The sequence below is a fragment of the Burkholderia sp. Bp8992 genome, from assembly GCF_003853705.1.
GTDB lineage: Bacteria > Pseudomonadota > Gammaproteobacteria > Burkholderiales > Burkholderiaceae > Burkholderia.
Genome location: NZ_QTQI01000005.1, coordinates 12,970 through 33,876 on the forward strand (window position 1 = coordinate 12,970; position 20,907 = coordinate 33,876).

At 68.7% G+C, this 20,907-nt stretch carries 24 protein-coding genes; 16 read left to right on the top strand and 8 right to left on the bottom strand.

The features are described from left to right. Positions 1–115 precede the first annotated feature (115 nt). The 7 genes from DIE03_RS09195 (at position 116) to DIE03_RS09225 (ending at position 6,588) form a co-directional block, all read left to right on the top strand. Positions 116–469 carry a YgiW/YdeI family stress tolerance OB fold protein gene (locus DIE03_RS09195; protein WP_034189342.1) on the top strand — a complete coding sequence of 118 codons (354 nt, stop codon included), beginning with the start codon at positions 116–118 and terminating at the stop codon, positions 467–469. A gap of 55 nt (positions 470–524) precedes the next feature. Next, positions 525–1,385: a MurR/RpiR family transcriptional regulator gene (locus DIE03_RS09200; protein WP_124449540.1), complete on the top strand. Its 861-nt coding sequence runs from the start codon at positions 525–527 to the stop codon at positions 1,383–1,385. 56 nt (positions 1,386–1,441) lie between these two features. Further along, a complete protein-coding gene (locus tag DIE03_RS09205; RefSeq protein ID WP_124449542.1) occupies positions 1,442–1,867 on the top strand; it encodes an N-acetyltransferase in 426 nt (141 codons plus the stop codon). Between the two features lie 186 nt (positions 1,868–2,053). Further along, on the top strand, positions 2,054–3,721 hold the full coding sequence (locus DIE03_RS09210) for an ankyrin repeat domain-containing protein (protein ID WP_124449544.1): 1,668 nt from the start codon (positions 2,054–2,056) through the stop codon (positions 3,719–3,721). A gap of 133 nt (positions 3,722–3,854) precedes the next feature. Then, on the top strand, positions 3,855–4,715 hold the full coding sequence (locus tag DIE03_RS09215) for an oxaloacetate decarboxylase (protein WP_124449546.1): 861 nt from the start codon (positions 3,855–3,857) through the stop codon (positions 4,713–4,715). Between the two features lie 335 nt (positions 4,716–5,050). Further along, the gene (locus DIE03_RS09220) at positions 5,051–5,317 is read left to right on the top strand and encodes a YodC family protein (protein ID WP_011354382.1); all 267 of its coding nucleotides are present in this window, start codon (positions 5,051–5,053) and stop codon (positions 5,315–5,317) included. A gap of 101 nt (positions 5,318–5,418) precedes the next feature. Next, positions 5,419–6,588, top strand: a complete 1,170-nt coding sequence (locus tag DIE03_RS09225) for a cytochrome P450 (protein ID WP_124449547.1) — start codon at positions 5,419–5,421, stop codon at positions 6,586–6,588. Positions 6,589–6,603: 15 nt separating this feature from the next. On the opposite strand, the gene DIE03_RS09230 is transcribed toward DIE03_RS09225, so the two are convergent. Then, complete coding sequence (locus DIE03_RS09230; protein ID WP_124449549.1) at positions 6,604–6,930, bottom strand: superinfection immunity protein; 327 nt, start codon at positions 6,928–6,930, stop codon at positions 6,604–6,606. Between the two features lie 90 nt (positions 6,931–7,020). After that, on the bottom strand, positions 7,021–7,440 hold the full coding sequence (locus DIE03_RS09235) for a rhodanese-like domain-containing protein (RefSeq protein WP_124449551.1): 420 nt from the start codon (positions 7,438–7,440) through the stop codon (positions 7,021–7,023). A 113-nt stretch (positions 7,441–7,553) separates the two neighbouring features. Between DIE03_RS09235 and ftrA the strand changes: the two genes are divergently transcribed. The 6 genes from ftrA to DIE03_RS09265 all read left to right on the top strand — a co-directional run bounded on the left by ftrA (position 7,554) and on the right by DIE03_RS09265 (position 13,838). After that, positions 7,554–8,516, top strand: coding sequence for a transcriptional regulator FtrA (gene ftrA / locus DIE03_RS09240; protein WP_124449553.1), 963 nt, complete (start codon positions 7,554–7,556; stop codon positions 8,514–8,516). Positions 8,517–8,601: 85 nt separating this feature from the next. Beyond that, positions 8,602–9,672 carry a nitronate monooxygenase family protein gene (locus tag DIE03_RS09245; protein ID WP_124449555.1) on the top strand — a complete coding sequence of 357 codons (1,071 nt, stop codon included), beginning with the start codon at positions 8,602–8,604 and terminating at the stop codon, positions 9,670–9,672. Positions 9,673–9,752: 80 nt separating this feature from the next. After that, complete coding sequence (locus tag DIE03_RS09250) at positions 9,753–11,207, top strand: M20 family metallopeptidase (protein ID WP_124449557.1); 1,455 nt, start codon at positions 9,753–9,755, stop codon at positions 11,205–11,207. A gap of 60 nt (positions 11,208–11,267) precedes the next feature. Then, positions 11,268–12,377 (top strand): malate/lactate/ureidoglycolate dehydrogenase, encoded by a 1,110-nt coding sequence (locus DIE03_RS09255; RefSeq protein WP_124449559.1) that lies wholly within the window; start codon positions 11,268–11,270, stop codon positions 12,375–12,377. Further along, positions 12,374–12,949 carry a TfoX/Sxy family protein gene (locus DIE03_RS09260; protein ID WP_124449561.1) on the top strand — a complete coding sequence of 192 codons (576 nt, stop codon included), beginning with the start codon at positions 12,374–12,376 and terminating at the stop codon, positions 12,947–12,949. Before DIE03_RS09255 ends, DIE03_RS09260 begins: the two co-directional genes overlap by 4 nt. A 310-nt stretch (positions 12,950–13,259) precedes the next feature. Further along, a complete protein-coding gene (locus DIE03_RS09265) occupies positions 13,260–13,838 on the top strand; it encodes an NnrU family protein (protein ID WP_124449563.1) in 579 nt (192 codons plus the stop codon). A gap of 125 nt (positions 13,839–13,963) precedes the next feature. On the opposite strand, the gene DIE03_RS09270 is transcribed toward DIE03_RS09265, so the two are convergent. The 3 genes from DIE03_RS09270 to DIE03_RS09280 form a co-directional block, all read right to left on the bottom strand. Further along, positions 13,964–14,701 (bottom strand): sulfite exporter TauE/SafE family protein, encoded by a 738-nt coding sequence (locus DIE03_RS09270; protein ID WP_124449565.1) that lies wholly within the window; start codon positions 14,699–14,701, stop codon positions 13,964–13,966. Between the two features lie 136 nt (positions 14,702–14,837). Beyond that, positions 14,838–15,404: a DUF488 family protein gene (locus tag DIE03_RS09275; protein WP_124449567.1), complete on the bottom strand. Its 567-nt coding sequence runs from the start codon at positions 15,402–15,404 to the stop codon at positions 14,838–14,840. Beyond that, positions 15,401–15,628 carry a DUF2945 domain-containing protein gene (locus DIE03_RS09280; RefSeq protein WP_124449569.1) on the bottom strand — a complete coding sequence of 76 codons (228 nt, stop codon included), beginning with the start codon at positions 15,626–15,628 and terminating at the stop codon, positions 15,401–15,403. The genes DIE03_RS09275 and DIE03_RS09280 overlap by 4 nt, the downstream gene beginning before the upstream one ends. A 259-nt stretch (positions 15,629–15,887) precedes the next feature. Here DIE03_RS09280 and DIE03_RS09285 point away from each other — a divergent pair, with 259 nt between their 5' ends. From DIE03_RS09285 to DIE03_RS09295, 3 genes are all read left to right on the top strand, one after another. Next, entirely contained in the window at positions 15,888–17,177 is a 1,290-nt protein-coding gene (locus DIE03_RS09285) for an FAD-binding oxidoreductase (RefSeq protein WP_124449571.1), read from the top strand. 16 nt (positions 17,178–17,193) lie between these two features. Next, positions 17,194–17,751, top strand: a complete 558-nt coding sequence (locus tag DIE03_RS09290) for a helix-turn-helix domain-containing protein (protein WP_124449573.1) — start codon at positions 17,194–17,196, stop codon at positions 17,749–17,751. 153 nt (positions 17,752–17,904) lie between these two features. Continuing rightward, positions 17,905–19,251: a glutamine synthetase family protein gene (locus DIE03_RS09295; RefSeq protein ID WP_124449575.1), complete on the top strand. Its 1,347-nt coding sequence runs from the start codon at positions 17,905–17,907 to the stop codon at positions 19,249–19,251. 25 nt (positions 19,252–19,276) lie between these two features. Here DIE03_RS09295 and DIE03_RS09300 read toward each other — a convergent pair whose 3' ends face one another. The 3 genes from DIE03_RS09300 to DIE03_RS09310 form a co-directional block, all read right to left on the bottom strand. Beyond that, positions 19,277–19,804, bottom strand: a complete 528-nt coding sequence (locus DIE03_RS09300; protein ID WP_124449577.1) for a GNAT family N-acetyltransferase — start codon at positions 19,802–19,804, stop codon at positions 19,277–19,279. A 50-nt stretch (positions 19,805–19,854) separates the two neighbouring features. After that, the gene (locus DIE03_RS09305) at positions 19,855–20,433 is read right to left on the bottom strand and encodes a hypothetical protein (protein WP_124449579.1); all 579 of its coding nucleotides are present in this window, start codon (positions 20,431–20,433) and stop codon (positions 19,855–19,857) included. Positions 20,434–20,495: 62 nt separating this feature from the next. Further along, complete coding sequence (locus DIE03_RS09310) at positions 20,496–20,885, bottom strand: lysozyme inhibitor LprI family protein (RefSeq protein WP_124449581.1); 390 nt, start codon at positions 20,883–20,885, stop codon at positions 20,496–20,498. Between the last annotated feature and the right edge of the window lie 22 nt (positions 20,886–20,907).

Here is a 20,907-nt window from a genome sequence, read left to right on the forward strand (position 1 = left end):
GCGGCACCATGTCGCTTCGGCAGACCCTTCAGGTTTGCTTAATCTTACGGTCCGTAATCTGGCGCCGTCGTGCTCAACGGGGCGCGGCGTCACATCGAAGAAGAGGACCGACATCATGAAACACCTGGCCAGAATCCTGGCGGTTGCGCTCGCCACGCTGCCCGCCGCCGTCTACGCGCAATACACGGGGCCGTCCGCGCTGACCACGACGACCGTGAAGGAACTGCTCGCCAACGGCAAGGACGACCAGCACGTGCAGTTGCAGGGGCGCATCGTCAAGCACGTCGGCGGCGAGGACTACGAGTTCGCCGATGCCACCGGCACGATCCGCGTCGAGATCGACCACAAGCTGTGGGCGGCCGGCCAGCCCGTCAGCGACAAGAACGAAGTGAAGGTGACCGGCGAATTCGAGCGCAAATGGTCGGGCAGCGTGAAGGTCGACGCCGATCACGTCGAAGTGCTGCGCTGACCGGTGCGTGCGGGGCCGGTGATACCATGAACGACCGGTTCCCGTTCCCACCACGATGGCTGCCAATTTCGACGAACTCGCGTCCCGGATCCGGGCGCAATTTTCCGAGCTGAGCCCGCAATTCCAGGCGGGCGCCGCCTTCCTGCTCGATCATCCCGACGAAGTCGCCACGTCGTCGATGCGCAAGGTCGCGCAGCGCGCGCAGGTGCAGCCGGCGTCGCTCGTGCGGTTCGCGCAGCAATTCGGTTTCCCCGGCTGGAACGAGTTGCGCGACCTGTGCGTCGCGCGCGTGCGCACGCGCCCCGAGCCGCTCACGCAGCGCGCGCGCTCGCTCGTGCGGCCCGACGCGAAGGCGTCGCTCGCGCATGACCTGCTCGCCGCGCAGCAGCACAACCTGTCGGCCACCGCCGCGCAGAACGAGCATGCGCTCGCGGACGCGGCCAAGTTGATCCGCAAGGCATCGCACGTGCACGTGGCGGGGTTCCGCTCGTGCTATCCGATCGCGTTCGGGTTCGTATACGGCTACCGGCTGTTCCGCCCGACCGTGTCGCTGCTCAACGGCGTCGCCGGTTCGCTCGAAATGGAGCTGCGGACGATCGCGAAGCAGAGCGTGACCGTGGTCGTCAGCTTCGCACCGTATTCCGCGGAAGCGAAGCGCGTCGCGCAGGCTGCGAAGGCGCAGGGCAGCAAGATCGTCGCGATCACCGACAGCGCGGTCTCGCCGATCGCGCTGAACGCGGACGCGCAGCTGATCTTCACGCACGACAGCCCGTCGTTCTTCCCGTCGCTGGTGGCCGCGCATGCGATGGCCGAGGCGCTGGTCGCGCAGTTGCTCGCACTCGAAGGCAGCGATGCGATCGCGGAGCTCGAACGTACCGAAGCGGAACTGCACGCGAAGGGCGCCTACGTCGTCTGACGCGCGCGGCACATGCGGCTTCGGCTCCCCATTCTCGATTCAACCCGACGTAACCGATGACGTTCACCTACGAAGTGACCGATGCGGGCGATGCCGAGGTCCGCAGGCAGATCGTCGCGCCGCTCGTGCGATTCAACGAAAGCCAGGCAGGTCCGGCCGAATTCCGGCCGCTGGCAGTGGTCGTGACCGACGCGGCCGGCGCGGTGGTCGGCGGCCTGTGGGGCGGCACGGCGTTCGGCTGGCTGCACGTCGACCTGCTCGTGGTGCCCGAGGCCGCGCGCGGCCAGGGCGCCGGCACGCGCATCATGGATCTGGCCGAAGCGGAGGCCGTCGCGCGCGGCTGCCACAGCGCGTGGCTCGACACGTTCGATTTCCAGGCGCGGCCGTTCTACGAGAAGCGCGGCTATGTCCGCTTCGGCGAGTTGCCGGACTATCCGGTCGGGCACACGCGCATTTTCCTGACGAAGAGGCTCGCGGGCTGAGTGGCGCCGCCGGCGGCACGATTGACGATGCCGCTGGCCGTCGCCTACGATACCGGGCAGCGATGCAGGTCGCTTCCGGGTCCGCGGAAAGGGTTGAACCCACCTGTCGCAACAAATCCAGTCTTTCCCCCATCCTTTGTGCTGGCGGTATTGCGGACCTTCGGCCATTTGTGCACGAGGATCCGCATGAACAAGCTGCCTCCCAACGCTCATCCCGACCATCTGAAAAAGCAGGCCAAGGCGTTGTTGCGCCTGTACCGGCAAGGCGACGCGCAGGCTGTCGCCCGCTTCGTCCGGTTTCTCCCCGCCGCCCGGAACCGCACGCACGACGAAGCGCTCGCGCTCGGGTTGCGCCTGCACGACGCACAGTCCTGCATTGCGCGCGAGTACGGTTTCGCGTCGTGGGCCGATCTCGGCGTATTCGTCGAAACACAGGCGCTCGCGCGGCAGCAGCGGTCGCTGCTGGTCCGGCGCTGGCTCGGCCTGGCCTACGGCGGCGACGTGACCGGCGGTGGCGACGCGGCGCGGCCGCGCGTCGCCGCGCAGTTGCTGCTCGACCAACCCGATCTCGTGTCGGCCGATCCGGCCATCGCGTGCGCGGCCGGCGATCTCGACGTCGTGAAGGCGGCGCTGGCCGCCGATCCCGGCTGGATCGCGCGTGCCGACGGTGCGCTGAAGCTGCCGCCGCTGGTCGCGGTCACGCATTCGCGGCTCGGGCAGATTCCGGCGTTCGCCGTCAGGCTGCGCGCTTGCGCGCGTCATCTGCTCGACGCGGGCGCCGATCCGAACCAGCGGATCGGCAACCGGTTCCCGCCGGCTTCGCTTGCCGAGCCTGACGAGTCGGCGCCGCTGTCGGCGCTGTATGGCGCCGCGGGCGTCAATCGCGATCCGGTGCTCACGGCGATGTTGCTGGAGGCCGGCGCCGACCCGAACGACGGCGAATCGCTGTATCACTCACTGGAAAATCCGGCCTGCACGCGTGTGCTGCTCGAGCATGGCGCGCAGGTGGGCGGCACGAATGCCTTGCGGCGTGCGTTCGACATGCACGATGCGGGTGCGCTCGAGCTGCTGCTCGCGCATGGTGGCGACGCGAACGAGCCGCCCGGAGCGGGGCTCGCGCAGACGTGGGGCGCGCCGTTGCTGCGCGCGATCGGCGTGCGCTGCTCGGCGCGCCATGTCGCCGCGCTGCTGGCGGCCGGCGCCGATCCCCGTGCCTGCACGCCGGCGGGCGTCAGTGCGTACCGGCTGGCCATGCAGGCCGGGTTGACCGACGTCGCGGCGCTATTGCGCGACGCCGGCGCGGAAGAGGCGCTCGGCGCGGACGACGCGTTCGTGGCGGCCTGCGCACGGGCCGACGCCGACGACGCGCGGCGCATCCAGGCGCAGCATCCCGAATTGCCGGCGGCGCTGACCGGGGACCGGCTGCGGCAGCTGCCGGATGCCGCCGCCTGGGGTTCGCGTGACGCGGTGAAGGTCATGGTCGAACTGGGCTGGCCGATCGCCGCGCGCGGCGGCGACTGGGACGCGAGCGCGCTCAATCATGCGGTGTTCCGCGGCGATGCCGAGCTGCTGGCGTTCCTGCTCGCGCACGGCGCAAGCTGGCGCGAGCAGCACGGATTCGGGAGCGACGCGCTCGGCACGTTGTCGTGGGCGTCCGTCAACGAACCGGAGGGCGCCGACGTACCCGACTGGGAAGCATGCGCGCGCGTGCTGATCGCACATGGCGTGCCGCACGCGACGCGCGATCCGTCGCAACCGGACGCCGTGCTGGTAGACGGCCGCACGATGCGGTTCTCCGAGGCCGTCACCGACGTGTTGCTCGGCATCGACGGCGAGGCGCCTGCATCGACGTAAGCGAAGGCGGCCGGCAGCGCGCATCCGGCGCCTCGGACTTTTTCCGGTCGTGCGACGACATTTCGGCTATCGCTGAAACGTCGCGTGCACGACCGGCGTAAGCTCACCCGTCATCACCAACCGGGAGTCCACGATGACCCGTTTCGACCTGCAAGCCCGCCACGCCGAAGCTTTCCGATCGCTGCACACGCGCCCCGGCGCGTTCATCATCCCGAACCCGTGGGACGCCGGCACCGCGCGCCTGCTGGCAATGGCCGGTTTCGAGGCGCTCGCCACCACGAGCGCCGGCTACGCATTTTCGAAAGGCCAGCCCGACAACGCGATCGACCGCGACGCGATGCTCGACCATATTGCCGATCTCGTTGCCGCGGGCGGCCTGCCGGTGAGCGCCGATCTCGAAAACGGTTTCGGCGACGCGCCCGACACGGTGGCGGAAACGATCCGGCTCGCGGCCGAGGCCGGCGCGGTCGGCGGCTCGATCGAGGACGCGACGGGCCGCGCCGATGCGCCGATCTACGCGCGCGACGCGTCGGTCGAGCGCATCGCGGCGGCCGTCGAAGCGGCGCGTGCGCTGCCGTTTCCGTTCACGCTGACCGCGCGCTGCGAAAACTACCTGCACGGCCGCCGCGACCTCGACGACACGATCGCACGGCTCGTCGCCTATCGCGACGCGGGCGCCGACGTGCTGTATGCGCCGGGCATCACCGATGCCGGCGAAATCGCGGCCGTGACACGGGCGGTCGGCGCGCCCGTGAACGTCGTGATGGGGTTGCAGGGCGGGCTGCTGAGCCTGGACGAGCTGGCGGCGCTCGGCGTGAAGCGCGTCAGCGTCGGCGGCGCGCTGGCGCGGGCCGCGCTCGGTGCGTTCCTGCGCGCCGCGACCGAGATGGCGCGCGACGGCACGTTCACGTTCGCGCAGACGGCCGTGCCGGGGCGCGACATCAACCGCTGGTTCGCGGCACCCGATAATTCGCCGATTCAGTTCGGCGAATGATCGTCAATAAAACATGGGATCGTTTCCAGTGAAAACGTTGATTGACAATAATCAATCTATTTCACATCTGAATTAACCGCCGATGGCGGCGCGAAAACCATCGTCTATTCCCCGCATTTCCCCCGTTTGGCCCGATCCTCCGCGCAAACCGCACCGGATCGGGCGGGCAGCGGTCCGCCGCGCGTGCCGATGCCGCGCATCGTTGCATTTTCCCGAGCGATGCTTTTTTGATTTTGGCAGTTGCTGTCGGGTTTTTTGATTGATAATCTGCGGCACATTCAAATGACCGGTCGGCGGGCCGCCGGGAATATCAATATATAAAATCCGAGAGAGCGATGACGAACCGAGAAAATCAGCGCGTCAGGTTTCGCGTCGGCGATGTCGTGACGCTGAAAACCGGCGGGCCGCGCATGACCGTCACGTATGCGGGGCCGGTCGTGTTCGACGACGGCGACTGGCTGATCTGCCAGTGGTTCGACGAAAACGGCGAATTCCGGCAGGAAATGTTCCCTCACGACACGGTCGTGCCCGAGCCGCGGGCGATTTCGGCCGGGCGCGTCCGGATGCGCATGCAGTCGCACCGCTACCGGTCGGCCGCCTGACGATTGCCTGTCGTTGCGATGCCGCGACGCGCGGCACCCGCGCAGCGACATTTCACGCGAACCCGAAACATGCGGCGATGCACTGCATCGATACTGAGCGCATGAACCCGACCGATCCCATTGCAGCGGTGACGCACCGCGATCCCTATCCCTACTACGCGACGCTCGTCGACGGGCCGCCGCTCGCGTTCGACGCTACGCTCGGCCTGTGGGTCGCGAGCCGCGCGTCGGCCGTGACGGCCGTGCTCGGCCATCCGGCCTGCCGCGTTCGCCCGCTGGACACGCCCGTGCCGCCCGCGTTGCGCGGCACGACGGCCGGCGCGCTGTTCGGCGAGCTGGTGCGCATGAACGACGGCGCATTGCGGCACGACGTGCCGAAGCAGGCGCTGCGTGCGGCGTTCGCGCCGATCGACACGGATGCGCTGCGCGATCGCGCGGCGCAGCTTGCCGCGCGCCGGTTGCCGGCGCCGGGTGACGCCGCCGCGCTGAATACGTGGTGCATGACCGTGCCCGTTTGCGCGGTTGCCGATCTGCTCGGCTTCGACGAAACGCAGCTCGACGACATCGCGGCGCGGGTTGTCGACTTCGTCGCCGCGCTGTCGCCGTTGTCGGATGCAGAGGCGCTGGCTCGTGCGAGCGAAGGCGCACGGCAATTGCTCGACCGGATGACCGAGCGTGTCGCACAGACGCGTGCGCACGACGGCACGCTCGTCGCCGCCGTGCAGCAGGCGGCCCGCGCGTCGGGCTGGCAGGCGAGCGGCGGGCTGGTCGCGAATCTCGTCGGCTTGCTGTCGCAGACATGTGAAGCGACGGCCGCGTGGCTCGGCAACGCGCTGGTCGCCTGGAACGGGGAAGCCCACGCTGGGCGCACCGTGCCGGACGACGCCGCGCTCGACGCATTCGTCGCCGAAGTCGGGCGCTTCGATTCGCCGGTGCAGAACACGCGCCGCTTCGTCGCGGCGCGTACGACGATCGAAGGCGTGGCCGTCGAAGCCGGCGACGCGATTCTCGTCGTGCTCGCTGCAGCGAACCGCGACCCGGCCGTGCACCGCGAACCGCACCGGCTGACGCCCGGCCGCGTGGCGGGGCCGAATTTCGGTTTCGGCACGGGGCCGCATGGCTGCCCGGGCGAGCGGATCGCGCGGGCGGTGACGGCAGGGGCGTTCGGGGCGTGCTTGCGCGCAGGCGGCTGGCCGCCGCACGAGGGATTGAACTGGAATTACCGCGCGTCGACCAACGTCAGGATGCCGAAGTTCGACGCGGCACGGTGAAGGAGAAAAAGGGACCTAACGGCAGCCTTGCTTCTCGGCCCATTGCTCCTGGGCGGCGACACGGCGTTGCACGCGTTCGACGAGGCCGGTCGAGAAGGTCCGCATGCTGATGCCGCGGCGCTTCGCGAGGATCGCCTGCGCGACGTCGGTGCGCGGGTTCGGCTGGCAGGCCCAGTACAGCGTCATCAGCCAGCCGATGCCGGTCCACGCGAACAGCGCGTTGAACATCGCGATCGTCAGCTTGTCGTGCCGGCCGCGCCTGTCGGCAATCACGGCCGGCAGAAAATAGATCGCGATCGCGGCGACTGAACCGGCCACTTGAATCAGGACTTCATCATGCATGGTGCTGCTCCGTCCGAACTGCAATGAGGCTGATTGTCGCGCTTTTTCCGTTCGTGTGCCGGCAATTGATTGTTGCGCTTTTAATGACGATCAGCCGGCTTCGGCGTTCATCGGCTGCACTTCGTTGCTCAACGCGAAACCTTCGTCCAGCCAGCCGGTCATGCCGCCGATCATCAGCTTGACGGGCCGGCCGAGGCGCGCGAGCCGGATCGCCGCGCGTGCGGCGCCGTTGCAGTGCGGGCCCGCGCAGTACACGACGAACAGCGTGCCGGCCGGGTAACCGGCGAGCTTGCTCTCGATGATCTTGCGGTGCGGCAGGTTGCGTGCGCCGGGCACATGGCCGGCGGCGAACTGGTCGGGGCCGCGCACGTCGAGCAGGACGAAATCGGGCGTGCCCGACGCGAACGCGTCGTGCACGTCCCAGCAATCGGTCTCGAATCGCAGCGAGGCCTCGAAATGCGCGAGGGCGGCGGGGCTGTCGGCAGCGGGCACGTCGGTGACGTAGGACATGGGCAGGTTCTCCGGGTCGAAGGGCGCGGAACGCGCCGGGATGAAGGGCAGTATCGCGGTTCGGCCGGTTTTGCGGCAGTGGCGTGATCGACAAGTTCCGGTAACATCGCGCCATGCACAATCATCTCGTCGTCGCGCTCGCCTACGATCGCCTCTGCACGTTCGAATTCGGCTGCGTGGTCGAACTGTTCGCGCTCGAGCGCCCCGAACTCGGCGTCGACTGGTATCGCTTCGCGGTATGCGCCAGCGAGCCTGGGCCGGTGCGCGCGGCGGGCGGCATCACGGTCGCCGCGCCGTACCGGCTCGCGACGCTCGATCGCGCGGACACCATCGTGATTCCAGGCTGGCGCGATCCGGACGAACTGCCGCCCGAGCCGTTGCTGAAGAAGCTGCGGGCCGCGCATCGACGCGGCGCGCGGCTCTGCTCGATCTGTTCGGGCGTATTCGTGCTCGCGGCGGCCGGCGTGCTCGACGGGCTCACGGTGACGACCCACTGGCGCTACGCGGAACGCCTGCAGGCGCGCTATCCGGCGCTGCGCGTGAATCCCGATGCGTTGTATGTCGACGAAGGGCAGATCGTCACGTCGGCCGGCTCGGCGGCGGGGCTGGACATGCTGCTGCATCTGGTGCGCCGCGATCACGGCGGCGCGATCGCGAACCGTGTCGCGCAGCGCCTCGTGCTGCCGCCGCACCGCGACGGCGGGCAGGCGCAGTTCGTGCCGCGTCCGGTCGCGCCGGGCGGCACCGACCGGCTCGCGAAGCTGATCGACTGGATGCGCGCGCACGCGGCCGAGCCGCACACGCTGGCGTCGCTCGCCGCGCAGGCCGCGATGAGCACGCGCACGCTGCAGCGACAGTTCGCGGATGCGACGGGGATGTCGCCGCTCACGTGGCTGATCCGCGAGCGCGTGAACGTCGCGAAGGACATGCTCGAGGCGCAGCCCGCGCTGTCGCTCGCGCAGGTCGCGGCGCGCGCGGGATTCGGCTCGGAGGAATCGCTGCGTCGGCACTTCCGGCGCGTCGCGGCGACGAGCCCCGCCGCGTACCGGCGCGGGATGGATCGCGGCGGACGATAGCGCGCGCCGGACCGGGTGGATCGTGCGCGACGACGACAACGACGACCGACATGACGATGACCGTTCATTCCGAACCAGGATGCCGATGACGACACTACCTTCCCGTTTGCCGCTGATCCAGGCCCCGATGGTCGGCTCGCTGAGCCCGCTCGCGATCGCCGTGTGCGAAGCCGGCGGGCTCGGTTCGCTCGCATGCGCGGCGCTCGGCCCGCAGCAGTTGCGCGACGAGATCGCGGCGATCCGTGCACGCACGCCCGCGCCGTTCAACGTGAACTTCTTCTGTCATGCGCCGCCCGCGCCCGACGCCGAGGTCGACGCGCGCTGGCGCGCGGCGCTCGCCGGCTACTACGCGGAAGCCGGGCTCGATCCCGGCAGCGTGAAGGGCGGCCCCGGCCGCGCGCCGTTCGACGACGCGATGTGTGCTGTCGTCGAGGAACTGCGGCCGGCCGTCGTGAGTTTCCATTTCGGGCTGCCGGACGACACGCTGCTCGAGCGCGTGCGACGCACGGGCGCGCAGGTCATTTCGTCCGCGACGACCGTCGAGGAAGCACGCTGGCTCGATGCGCGCGGCGTCGACGCGATCGTCGCGCAGGGCGCGGAGGCCGGCGGCCATCGCGGGATGTTCCTGACCGACGACATTCATGCGCAACCGGGCCTGTTCGCGTTGCTGCCGCAGATCGTCGACGCGGTGCGCGCGCCGGTGATCGCGACCGGCGCGATCGCCGACGGGCGCGGCATCGCGGCCGCGTTCGCGCTCGGCGCACGCGCGGTGCAGATCGGCACCGGCTACCTGCTGACGCCGCAGGCCGGCCGCTCCGCGCAGCATCGTGCGGCCGTGCGTGCCGCACGCGACGACGGCACGCGCATGACCAACCTGTACACGGGCCGCCCCGCGCGCGGGCTGCTGACGCGTTTCATGCGCGAGCAGGGGCCGATGAGTGCGCTCGCGCCGGCGTTCCCGTTAGCGACGGCCGCGGTCGATCCGCTGCGCGGCGCGTTCGAGCGGCAGGGCCGCGACGATTTCTCGCTGCTGTGGTCGGGCGAGGCCGCGGCGCTCGCACGCGAGGAGGATGCGGGGGCACTGACGCGGCGCCTGTGGGACGACGCGCTGGCCTGCGCGGCAGGGCTGCGCGACGCGTTCCCGAAGGTCGTCTGAACGGCCAGGAAGGAGGCGCCGGCGGGGGAGCATCGGCGTATGATCTGGGTTTTCGTCAGCCCGATCCAGGCACCCCCACCATGACTTCCGTCGACACTACCCCCGTCCTCGACCATGACAAGCTCGTTACCTTCATCGAGCGCAAGTGGAACGATGAAATCCTCCACGCGCTGACCGACTACATCACGATTCCCGCGAAGAGCCCCGCATTCGACCCCGACTGGGCGAAGCGCGGCTACCTCGAGCGCGTCGTCACCGATGCCGCGCAGTGGGCCGAGCGTCAACCCGTGAAGGGCCTGAAGCTCGAGATCGTGCGCCTTCCGGGCCGCACGCCGGTGATCTTCTTCGAGACGCCCGCCACGCGCTCGGGCAGCACCGACACGATCCTGCTGTACGGCCACCTCGACAAGCAGCCCGAATTCGACGGCTGGCGCGCGGACCTCGGCCCGTGGACGCCGAAATTCGAGAACGGCAAGCTGTACGGCCGCGGCGGCGCGGACGACGGCTATGCGATCTACGCGAGCCTCGCGGCGCTCGGCGCGCTCGACGAGCAGGGCATCGAGCGGCCGCGCTGCGTCGGCCTGATCGAGACCTGCGAGGAGTCGGGCAGCTACGACCTGCTGCCGTACGTCGACGCGCTGCGCGACCGGCTCGGCCAGGTGTCGCTCGTCGTCTGCCTCGATTCGGGCGCCGGCAACTACGACCAGATGTGGCTCACCACGTCGCTGCGCGGCCTCGTGTCGGGCGACCTGCAGGTCGAGGTGCTGGAAGAAGGCATCCATTCGGGCGTCTACGGCGGCATCGCGCCGTCGAGCTTCCGCGTGATGCGCCAGCTGTTCGAACGTCTCGAAGATGCGAAGAACGGCAACCTGTTGCCGGGCGTGTTCCATTGCGAGATTCCGTCGAGCCGCGTGCGCGAAGCCGAGGCGGCCGCCGCGATTCTCGGCGACATGGTGTGGAAGGGGCTGCCGTGGGCGTGCGGTGCGGACGGCAAGCCCGTGCTGCCGACCACGACCGATCCGCGCGAGGCGCTGCTGAACTCGACGTGGCGTCCGTCGCTGTCGGTCACCGGCGCGGCCGGCATGCCGGCGCTCGCCGATGCCGGCAACGTGCTGCGCCCGCGCACCGCGTTCAAGCTGTCGCTGCGCCTGCCGCCGCTCGTCGATGCCGCGCAGGCCGTGCAGCAGCTGAAGGAATTGCTCGAACTCGATCCGCCGTACAACGCGAAGGTCACGTTCAAGCCGGACGCAGGTGCCGCGACGGGCTGGAGCGCGCCCGATCTCGCGCCGTGGCTCGCGTCGTCGCTCGACGCCGCGTCGCGCCGCCACTTCGGCGCCGACTGCGCGTACATGGGCCTCGGCGGCACGATCCCGCTGATGAACGTGCTGCAGGAAGGCTTCCCCGCAGCGCAGTTCATGGTATGCGGCGTGCTCGGGCCGAAGTCGAACGCGCACGGCCCGAACGAGTTCCTGCACGTGCCGTACGCGAAGAAGCTGACCGCGGCGGTTGCCGACGTGATCGCGACCGCGCGCTGATCGTCGCTACGCCTGAAGTACCGATTGCCCGATCGGGCCCGACCTGATGGAGTGTTGCCGATGACTGCACTGCCGACGCCCGATACCGAACCGCTGCGCATGCGCGCCGAACCGCTGCATGCATTCGTCGCGGCACTCTGGGAACGGGCCGGCAGCAGCGAGCGTGAGGCGCGGCTCGTCGCCGATCACCTGGTCGGCGCGAATCTCGCGGGCCACGATTCGCACGGGATCGGGATGATCCCGAACTACGTTGCGTCGTGGCGGGAAGGGCAATTGCAATTGAACGGGCACGCGTCGATCGTCCGCGACGGCGGCGCGGTGCTGACGATCGACGGCGGGCGCGGCTTCGGCCAGGTGATCGCGTTCGAGGCGATGGTCGAAGGGATCGAGCGCGCACGGCGCATGGGGCTCTGCGCGATCGGGCTGCGCGACGTCCACCACCTCGGCCGCATCGGACACTGGGCCGAGCAGTGCGCGCGCTCGGGGCTCGCGTCGTTCCATTTCGTCAACGTGCCGGGCGACCTGCTCGTCGCGCCGCTGCACGGTACCGACCCGCGTTTCGGCACGAACCCATTCTGCGCAGCGTATCCGCGGGCGGGCAAGCCGCCGCTGCTGCTCGATTGCGCGACGAGCGCGATCGCGTACGGCAAGACACGTGTGGCCTACAACCAGGGCAAGCGCGTGCCGGCCGGGTCGCTGATCGATCATCGCGGCCAGCCGACCGACGATCCCGCCGTGATGCACGAACAGCCGTTCGGCGCGCTGCTGCCGTTCGGGCTGCACAAGGGGTATGCGCTCGCGGCGATGTGCGAGATCTTCGGCGGCGCGCTGGTCGGCGGTCATACGACGCACGGCGATACGCTGCAGAAGACGAGCGCGATCGTCAACGGGATGCTGTCGGTGTTGATCGACCCGAACGCGTTCGCAGCGGCCGACGCCGAGCGCGAGGCCGATGCGTTCGTCGCGTGGGCAAAGGCGTCGCCGCAGGCCGGCGATGCGCCGGTGCTGGTGCCCGGCGAGCCGGAAGAGGCGAGCCGCGCCGCACGCGGGGCCGCCGGCATCCCGGTCGACCGCGCGACGTGGCGGCAGATTCGCGAGAGTGCGGTGGCCGCCGGTTTCGATGACGCCGAACTCGATGCGTGGACGCAGCGCTGCGAGGTGGCCGCATGAGCTGGCAGTCGGAGAAGGCGCACGGCGAGGAGATCGCGTACCAGCTCGCGCCGCTCGGCACGGTCGAGGTCGCACGGTTCTTCAGCGGGGCGGCGATGCGGCTCGATGGCGTGATGTTCGGCTTCATGTCGCGCGGGTCGCTGTTCCTGCGTGTCGACGACGTGAACCGTCCGGCGTTCGTCGCGGCGGGTATGGGGCCGTTCTCGTATTCAAGGCCCACACGCACCGTCGCGCTCGAGGGCTATTACGAAACGCCGGCCGACGTGCTCGAGGATGCGGGCGCGCTGTTCGACTGGTGCCGCAGCGCGTATCGCGCGGCGCTGCTGGCGGGGCCGCCGAAGCGCAAGGCAAGGGCCGTGCCGAAACCGGCGTCGAAGGCGGGTGCCGGGACGACATCGAAATCCGCGCCGAAGCCTGCACCGAAATCCGCGCCGAAACCTGCGCGGAAGACGGCATCCGGGACGGCGTCGAAGTCCACGCCGAAGCAGGCCTCGGTGGCGAAAGCCAAACCGGCATCGAAATCCGCGCGTGAGCCGGCACCGACACAACCGGCGAAGCGCAAGCAGACGTAGTACCGTAGTACCGGTCGCGCAAAGCGGCAGCCTCGCGCTTTTCGCCGTCCTTTCTTTCAGGCGTACCCATCACCGGGCGATCGGTGCGCTGAACGGCCACGGGCCCGCACGACCGGACGGTCGAACGCATCGAGCTTGACGCGCCGCACGTCCTCCATGCTTCACAACGGCGGCCCCGGCGTTTATGATCGGCGCGGGTTGCGCCCGTGCCTGGCGCGGCCCGCGCCGGCCTCGCCGCCGGCTCCGCGAACGGCGCATCGTACGCCGCGCGGGATGTTTCCCCATTCATCATTTCAGACGGAGACAGTCGATGCTCGTCCTGATTCTCGGTTTAGCGATCTTCCTCGGTGTGCACTCGATCCGGATCGTCGCCGACGGCTGGCGGTCCACGACGATCGAGCGGATCGGCGAGAAGGGCTGGAAGGGCGGTTATTCGATCGCGTCGATCGTCGGCTTCGTCCTGATCGTCTGGGGGTACGGGATCGCCCGCGCGGGCGCGACGCTGCTGTGGGTGTCGCCGGTTGGCGTGCGTCACCTGACGGGCATGCTGACCGCGGTCGCGTTCGTGCTGATCGCGGCGTCGTACGTGCCGCGCAACCGGATCAAGACGCTCGTCGGGCACCCGATGCTGGCCGGCGTGATGGTCTGGGCGGTCGCGCACCTGCTCGTGAACGGCACCGTGCACGCGGTCGTGCTGTTCGGTGCGTTCTTCGTGTGGGCGATCGTCGATTTCGTCGTGTCGCGCGCACGCGATCGCCGCGACGGCGTCCGTTATCCGGCCGGTGGGCTGGCCGGTGACGTCGCGGCCGTTGCGGCCGGACTCGTCGCTTGGGCCGTGTTCGCGCTGTTCCTGCACGGCCTGCTGATCGGTGTGCGGCCGTTCGGGTGAACGCGAAGGCCGGGCCGGACAGGACGCCGCAGCAGGAAATCGTGGAGGCTCGCGCCGAGCAGGATCGCTTTGTGCCGGGCCGCCGACGGTGAGTCGGAGACTGCCGCGGCAACGGTGTGCGTGCGTCAGATCGGTTTGACGAACAACCCGATGGTCAGCAGCACGCCGATGCAGACGATTGCAATTCGCAGCACGCGTTCGTTCACGCGATGCAGCGCCCACGCGCCGAGCAGGCCGCCGACGATTGCGCCGCAGCCGAGCGCGATCGCCTCACGCCAGTGCAGGTGCGGCGAGGTGACGAACAGCACGACCGCCGACGCGTTCATCACGCCAGCGAGCGCGTTCTTGGTCGACATCGCGTGACGCGGCGGCAGGCCGGCCATCGTCAGCGCGGCCATCATCAGGAACCCGATGCCGCCGCCGAAGTAGCCGCCGTAGATCGCGATCAGGAATTGCGAGACCCCGGCCGCGACGGGGCCGAGATGTTGCGCGCCTGCGCCCGGTTTGCGGAAGAAACTGCCCCACGCGAACACGACCGTCGCGAACAGCACGAGCCACGGCACCAGGTGCGAGAAGATCGACGACGGCGTTTTCAGCAGCAGCAGGCCGCCGAGCGCGCCGCCGGCCACGCTGATCGCGAACAGTGCGCGAAACGGCAGCCTGCCCACGCCGCTCACCATGTTGCGGCTCGCCCAGCCCGTCGTCACCTGGCCGGGGAACAGTGCGACCGTCGACGTGATGTTGGCCGCGAGCGGCGACATGCCCGACACGATCAGTGCGGGCAGCGTGACGAACGAACCGCCGCCCGCGAGGGCGTTCTGAAGGCCGGCCCAGAGGCCGGCGACGATGATGAGAGCGAGCATCGGTGTGCAACGGGAGAGGTGGCGGGCCCGCTTGCCGGATGCGGGCAGGCGCGGTGGACGCCCGATGGTAATGCAGGATCGCAGCGGCAGGAAGCCGGTACTGCGCGCAGGCTGGCGTGCGGTGTCGCGCGCCCGGTCAGGTGTTTTCGTCAGGCGCGGCGGCGTCGCCTTCGACGTCCGGATACACGATCGTGCCGTCCGGACGGACGACCGCGCCGGTCGTGAGGCGCGCGGGCTCGACGCGGCTGGGGCCCATGATGTGCAGCACCGTCTCGCCGCGCGCGATCAGGTAGTCGGACACGATGCGACGGTGACAGCGCCACCACACGGCTTCCGAACACATGATCGCGCAGCGTTGTGCGTGCCCCTGTGCGATCAGCTGGTCGAGGCCTGCGTGGAATGCCGGCGACAGCGCGTAATCGGCGTAGCGGTGGAAGCTGCGGTTCGTCCAGAAGTCGTTGACGTCGTCGGGCACGTCGTGCGACTTGCCGCGCAGGCCGCCGAGTGCGGCGATGTGTTCGTATGCGATGCCGTCGGCGGCGAGCGCATCGGGCAGCGTCGCTTCGTTGAACTGCGGATTGGTGCGCGAGCGCGTCATCTTGCGGATGTCCGCGAGCAGCGCGATCTCGACCGCATCGAGCATCCCGACGAATTCGTCGAGCGTGCGGTTCGAATGGCCGATCGTGTAGAACGGAAGCGTCATGCGTCGTCCTTGCCGTCGATGCGTTCGAGCACGCGGCCGCGATGCGCGGCGATGTGGTCGGTGCGGTCACTCTTGATCTCGTACTGCGGATCGTCGGGCGATGCGCGATGGCGGTGGCCCTTGTAGTCGAAGTCGGCGGTGTGGATCGCGACGATCGTGCCGGTCACGTAGCCGGCTTCGGAATTCCACCGGACATGGTCGCCCAGCCTGAATGGCGTGGTCATGCGGGAGTGCCTCCCTGTGGCGATGCGCGGTTCGCGGATGCGTGCGGTGCGGGACTGCAGCCATTATCTGCCGCGCCCGTGCCCGGAAGAAGACATGGACGGCCGGGCGGCACGGTTCTGCCAGTGCAATCGACGTGCCGGAACGCGGGCAATCTTTCATTCTCCCGACGCACCGGGCGCTTTTCGACGTGCTTGCTCGCGTGAAATTGTCGTGCTAATTTTTCATGAAATTTCTCGGCGTAAATTTCACGGAGTCCGCATGTTCGTGCAGTCCGACCGACACGTCGCAAGCTACTACGCGGGCACCTACCCGGCGCCGATCCCGCTTCGTCGGGAGCTGGACGAACGCATCGACGCCGACGTGCTCGTCGTCGGCGCGGGCTTCAGCGGGCTGCATACGGCGTTGCGCCTGGCGCTCGCCGGCAAGCGCGTGGTCGTGCTCGAGGCAAGCCGTGTCGCGTGGGCCGCGTCGGGCCGCAACGGCGGCCAGGCGCTGCTCGGCTGGTCGTGCGACATGCAGCCGCTCGAGGATTCGCTCGGCCGCGACGGCGCGCGCCTGCTGTGGGACAGCATGCGCTGGGCGGCGGCCGAAGTGCGCGAACTGCCGGTGCGGCACGGCTTCGACATCGACTACCGGCCCGGCAGCCTGTGGGCGGCCGTGCGACCACGCCGCGTCGCGATGCTCGAACAGGCCCGCGACGAGGCGGCCGAGCGCTGGGGCTACGACCGGCTGCGCGTGATCGGCCGCGACGAGATGCCCGAATGGATCGGCGGCACGCGCTATCTCGCGGCGCTCCACGATCCGGAGGCCGGCCACCTGAATCCGCTGAAGCTCGCGCTCGGCCTTGCGCAGACGATCGAGCGCGCGGGCGGCCGCATCTACGAACAGAGCCGCGCGCTCGACTGCCGCGAGGCGGCCGGCGGCCACGTCGCGCGCACGGCGCACGGCGAAGTGCGCGCGGACGTGCTCGTGCTGGCGTGCAACGCATACGTCGACCGCCTCGATCGCGATCTCGCGCGCCGGCTGCTGCCGGTCGGCACGTACCAGGTCGCGACCGCACCGCTTGCGCCGGACGTCGCGCGGGCGCTGCTGCCGCAGAACAGTTGCGTGATCGACAACCAGTTCGTGCCCGACTACTTCCGCCTGAGCCCCGACAACCGGCTGTTGTTCGGCGGCGGCTGCACGTACTTGGGCGGCATTCCCACCGATATCGCGGCGGCGACGCGACCGCATCTCGAACGCGTGTTCCCGCAGCTGGCCGGCGTGCCGCTCGACTACGCGTGGGGCGGCCATATCGACATCAGCATGCGGCGCACGCCGGATATCGGCCGCCACGGGCAGCGCTTCTGGCTGCAGGGCTTCTCGGGGCACGGCGTGCTCCCGACGCTCGCCGGCGCGCGCGCGGTGGCCGACGCCGTGCTCGGCGACGAACGCCTGCTCGCGCAGTACCAGCGCATCCGCAATCCGCGCTTCCCTGGCGGCGACCGGCTCGCCGCGCCGCTGGAAGCGATCGGCAAGGCCTGGTACCGTCTGCGCGATACCGTCTGATCCACCGGAACCCGTCATGAACGAACAGGAAGAGATAGAAAGTCTGGCGATCCTGATCCGCGACCTGCGCAAGCATCGCAAGGTCACGCTCAACGATCTCGCCGAACGGATCGGCCGCTCGGTCGGCTTTCTGTCGCAGGTCGAGCGCGGGCTGTCGCGCCCGACGGTCGCGGATCTCACCGCGATCGGCGAGGCGCTCGGCGTGCCGACCACGTATTTCTACAGCCTGAGCAAGCCGCGCAGCGTGCCGTGGGTCACGCGGCCCGACGAGCGGCGCACCGTGTATTACGCGGCCGGCATTACCGACATGCTCGTGTCGCCGAACATGCGTTCGCGCTTCTCGATCCTCGAAAGCCATCTCGCGCCGGGCGCGAGCAGCGGCGAGCGGCCGGTCGACGACAGCGACGAGCAGGGCGGCTTCGTGCTCGAAGGCGAACTGACGATCTGGGTCGACGGTGACGACACGCCCGTCACGCTCGGGCCGAACGATGCATTCCAGCTTCCCGCGCACAAGCGCTTCCGTTACGCCAACCTGACCGACGCGCCGACGCGCGTGATCTGGGTATTCACCTGAGTTGTCCGCGGGGCGCGCAGTGTTGCAAGCGGTCGCGCCACGCAGCCTGTTTGCAGTACTGATTGAAATGCGGCTCACAGGGTCACGTGTGCCGCATGAATCCGGTTCGCCGCGTCGCGGCACCGCCATACCAAGACATGGAAAGGATGAGACATGGCTGACGTCGTTCCCGCGCTGGTCGATGAAGTCCGCGCATTCCGGCAGGCGCACCCTGAAATCCGATATGTCGACCTGATCTGCCTCGACCTGCCCGGACACTTCTACGGCAAGCGCTATCCGATCGATGCGCTGGAAAAGGTCGCGGCCGGTTCGCTGCTGAAACTGCCGCAGAACTGTATCCTGCTCGGCACGCAGGGCGGGCTCTACAAGATCGGCGATTACTGTTTCAACGACGGCGACCCGGACGCCGTGCGTCGGCTGATCCCCGGCACGCTGAAGCCGGTGACCTGGGAGAAGCAACCGCTCGGCCAGATGCTGATCACGACCGACGGCACCGATTCGCCGGTCGAGTTCGAGCCGCGCGAGGTGCTCGCGCGCGTGCTGAAGCGGTTCGCACGGCGCGGCATCCGGCCGGTCGTCGCGTTCGAGCTCGAGTTCTACCTGTTCGACGCGCAACTCGCGGAGGGGCTGCCGCAGTTTCCGCGCGACCGTTTGAGCGACGATCGCGACGATCAGCCGAACATGCATATCGAGCGGCTGTCGCGCTTCTCCGACGTGCTGCACGAGATGGTCGACGTCGCGTGCGAGCAGGGGGTGGACGCGACGGTGATCACCGCCGAGCTCGGGCCCGGCCAGTTCGAGATCAATTTCGGCCACACCGACGATGCGCTGCGCGCGGCCGACTGGTCGGCGATGTTCTGCCGCAGCACGCGCGGCGTCGCGTTGCGGCACGGCTATCGCGCGAGTTTCATGGGCAAGCCGTACCTGCATGCGCCGGGCAGCGGGATGCACGTGCACGTGAGCCTGTACGACGACGCGGGCCGCAACCTGCTCGCGGCGGACGGGCAGCGTCCATTGCGGTACGCGGTGGCCGGCTGCCTTGCGCTGCTGCCGCACTGCATGCCGGTGTTCGCGCCGAATCACAACGCGTTCCGGCGCTACGGGTCGATGGTGAACGCGGCAAGCCGTGCGAGCTGGGGCTTCGAGGATCGCGACGCGTGCATCCGGATTCCGGAGTCGGATGCACGCAACCTGCGCATCGAGCACCGGCTCGCGAGCGCGGATGCGAATCCGTATCTGGTGCTCGCGGCGATCCTGTCGGGGATGGAGCACGGGCTCGATGCGAAGCGCGAGCCGATTGCGCCGCTCAACGAGGATCGCGGCAGCGGCATCGACTTCCCGAAGGAAATGCTGTCGTCGGTTGCCGCGATGCAGGATCATCCGGCCGTGCGCGAAGGGCTCGGCAGCGAGTTCGTGATGGTGTATTGCGAGAACAAGCGGCAGGAGGAACTGGATTTCCGCAACGAGATCGGCGCGCGGGAGTATCGGTGGTTCCTTTGATGGCCGCGCCGGTCGATGAAGCCGATCAGGGAAGTGCGCGCCAGTAGCGCACTTCTTCGATCGGCGTCCCGTCGATTTCGAACGTCTTGATGTCGTCCTCGGCGACGAAGCCTTCTCGTTCGTAGAACGCCCTGGCGCGTCGATTCTTGATCAGGACCCAGAGCGATACCCATGCATGGCCGGCATCATGCAACGACCGGCATGCGTGATCGACCAGCGCCGCGCCGATGCCCCGGCCGCAATGCGAAGGATGCAGATAGATCGCTTCGATTTCTCCCCATGCGCGATCCTTGTCGGTGTCGCGCGTCGGACCGTAGGCGATCCAGCCGGCAGGCAGGTCGTTCGTCATCGCGAGCGCGACGCGCGGCCGTCCGGCGTCGAGCGCGTAACGCCACGCGGCCGTGCGCTTTTCGACCGACAGGCCGGCGAGGAACGCGGCCGGCATGATGTCCGTGTAGGTGGCTTGCCACGACGCAACGTGAATATCGGCGATGGCCGGTGCGTCGGCGGAGGTGGCGGCGCGGATGTCGATCGTCGTGGTGTTCGGTGCCATGCGTGCCTCGCCTGACCGGTTGCCATGCGCCGCGTTGCAGCGCGCGGGTTTCAATCCGCCGGATCCAGGCTGGCGGCGATTGCGAAACTGTAGCCGAGATCCAGTTGCGATGCGTCGGCGGGCATCTCGGTTTTCTTCAGCACGAACTCGAACGCGGGCTCGAACCAGCCGTTGCGCGGTACTTCGCCGCCGAGGATTTCGACGTCGTACCAGCCGTTGTCGAGTTCGATCACGGGCCTGCCGGGTTCGCGATAACGCGTGAGCAATGCGTTCACCGTCTCGTCGGTGAGGCGTTCGAGAATGCGCCACGTGTAAAGCATCACCGAACGATGCTCGACGCGCAGTACGTATCCGCCGCGGCGATGCTGCAGGCGGCTGCCGGCCTTCAGCAATTCGGGTGTGTCGTTATCCAGCGTGAAGATGATCGTGTACGGATGATTCTCGATGCCGGCCAGCGGAATGACGATACCGTCGACCACGGCATGGTCGCCGCTGTCGCCGGTCGTGAACTCGGACGCGACGTTGTCCGACAGCCGATGGGTTTCCTTGTAGCGCTTCAGCAGCAGAAGATCGCCGACGAGGAAACAGTCGATCAGGTCGTTGAGGACTTCGGAGAATTCATGCCGCATCGTCGTTCCTTTCGAGCGTGCCATGCCGCGAAGCGCATCGCGGCACGGCATGTGCGACGACCTTACTCGCCGAGCTTCGACGTCACGCACCCGGTGCTCGAGCATTCGCGCTCACGCTCGCGCAGGAACGACAGCCGCGACTGCGTCATGTCGTTCGCGCACTGGATATCCACGAGATAGCTGCTGCCGCGCGTCTCGCTGCACTGCGCGTCGCGTTGCTTCAGCCACGCGAGCTGACCGGCCTTCAGCGTCGCCTGCTGGTCGCCGCTCAGCTGCTTGCGCAGGCGGCCGTATTCGTCATTCAGATCGCGGTCGGATTGCGAGAATTGCGTACTGGTGCAGTACACCTGGTCGAACGCGCTGCGCGGCTTCCCGCAGCCGGCCGCGTGAGCGGCGAATGGAACGGTGAGCGCGAGCAGCGCGCAGGATGCGAACAGATTCTTCTTTTTCATTGTGATGCTCCTGACTGGGTGA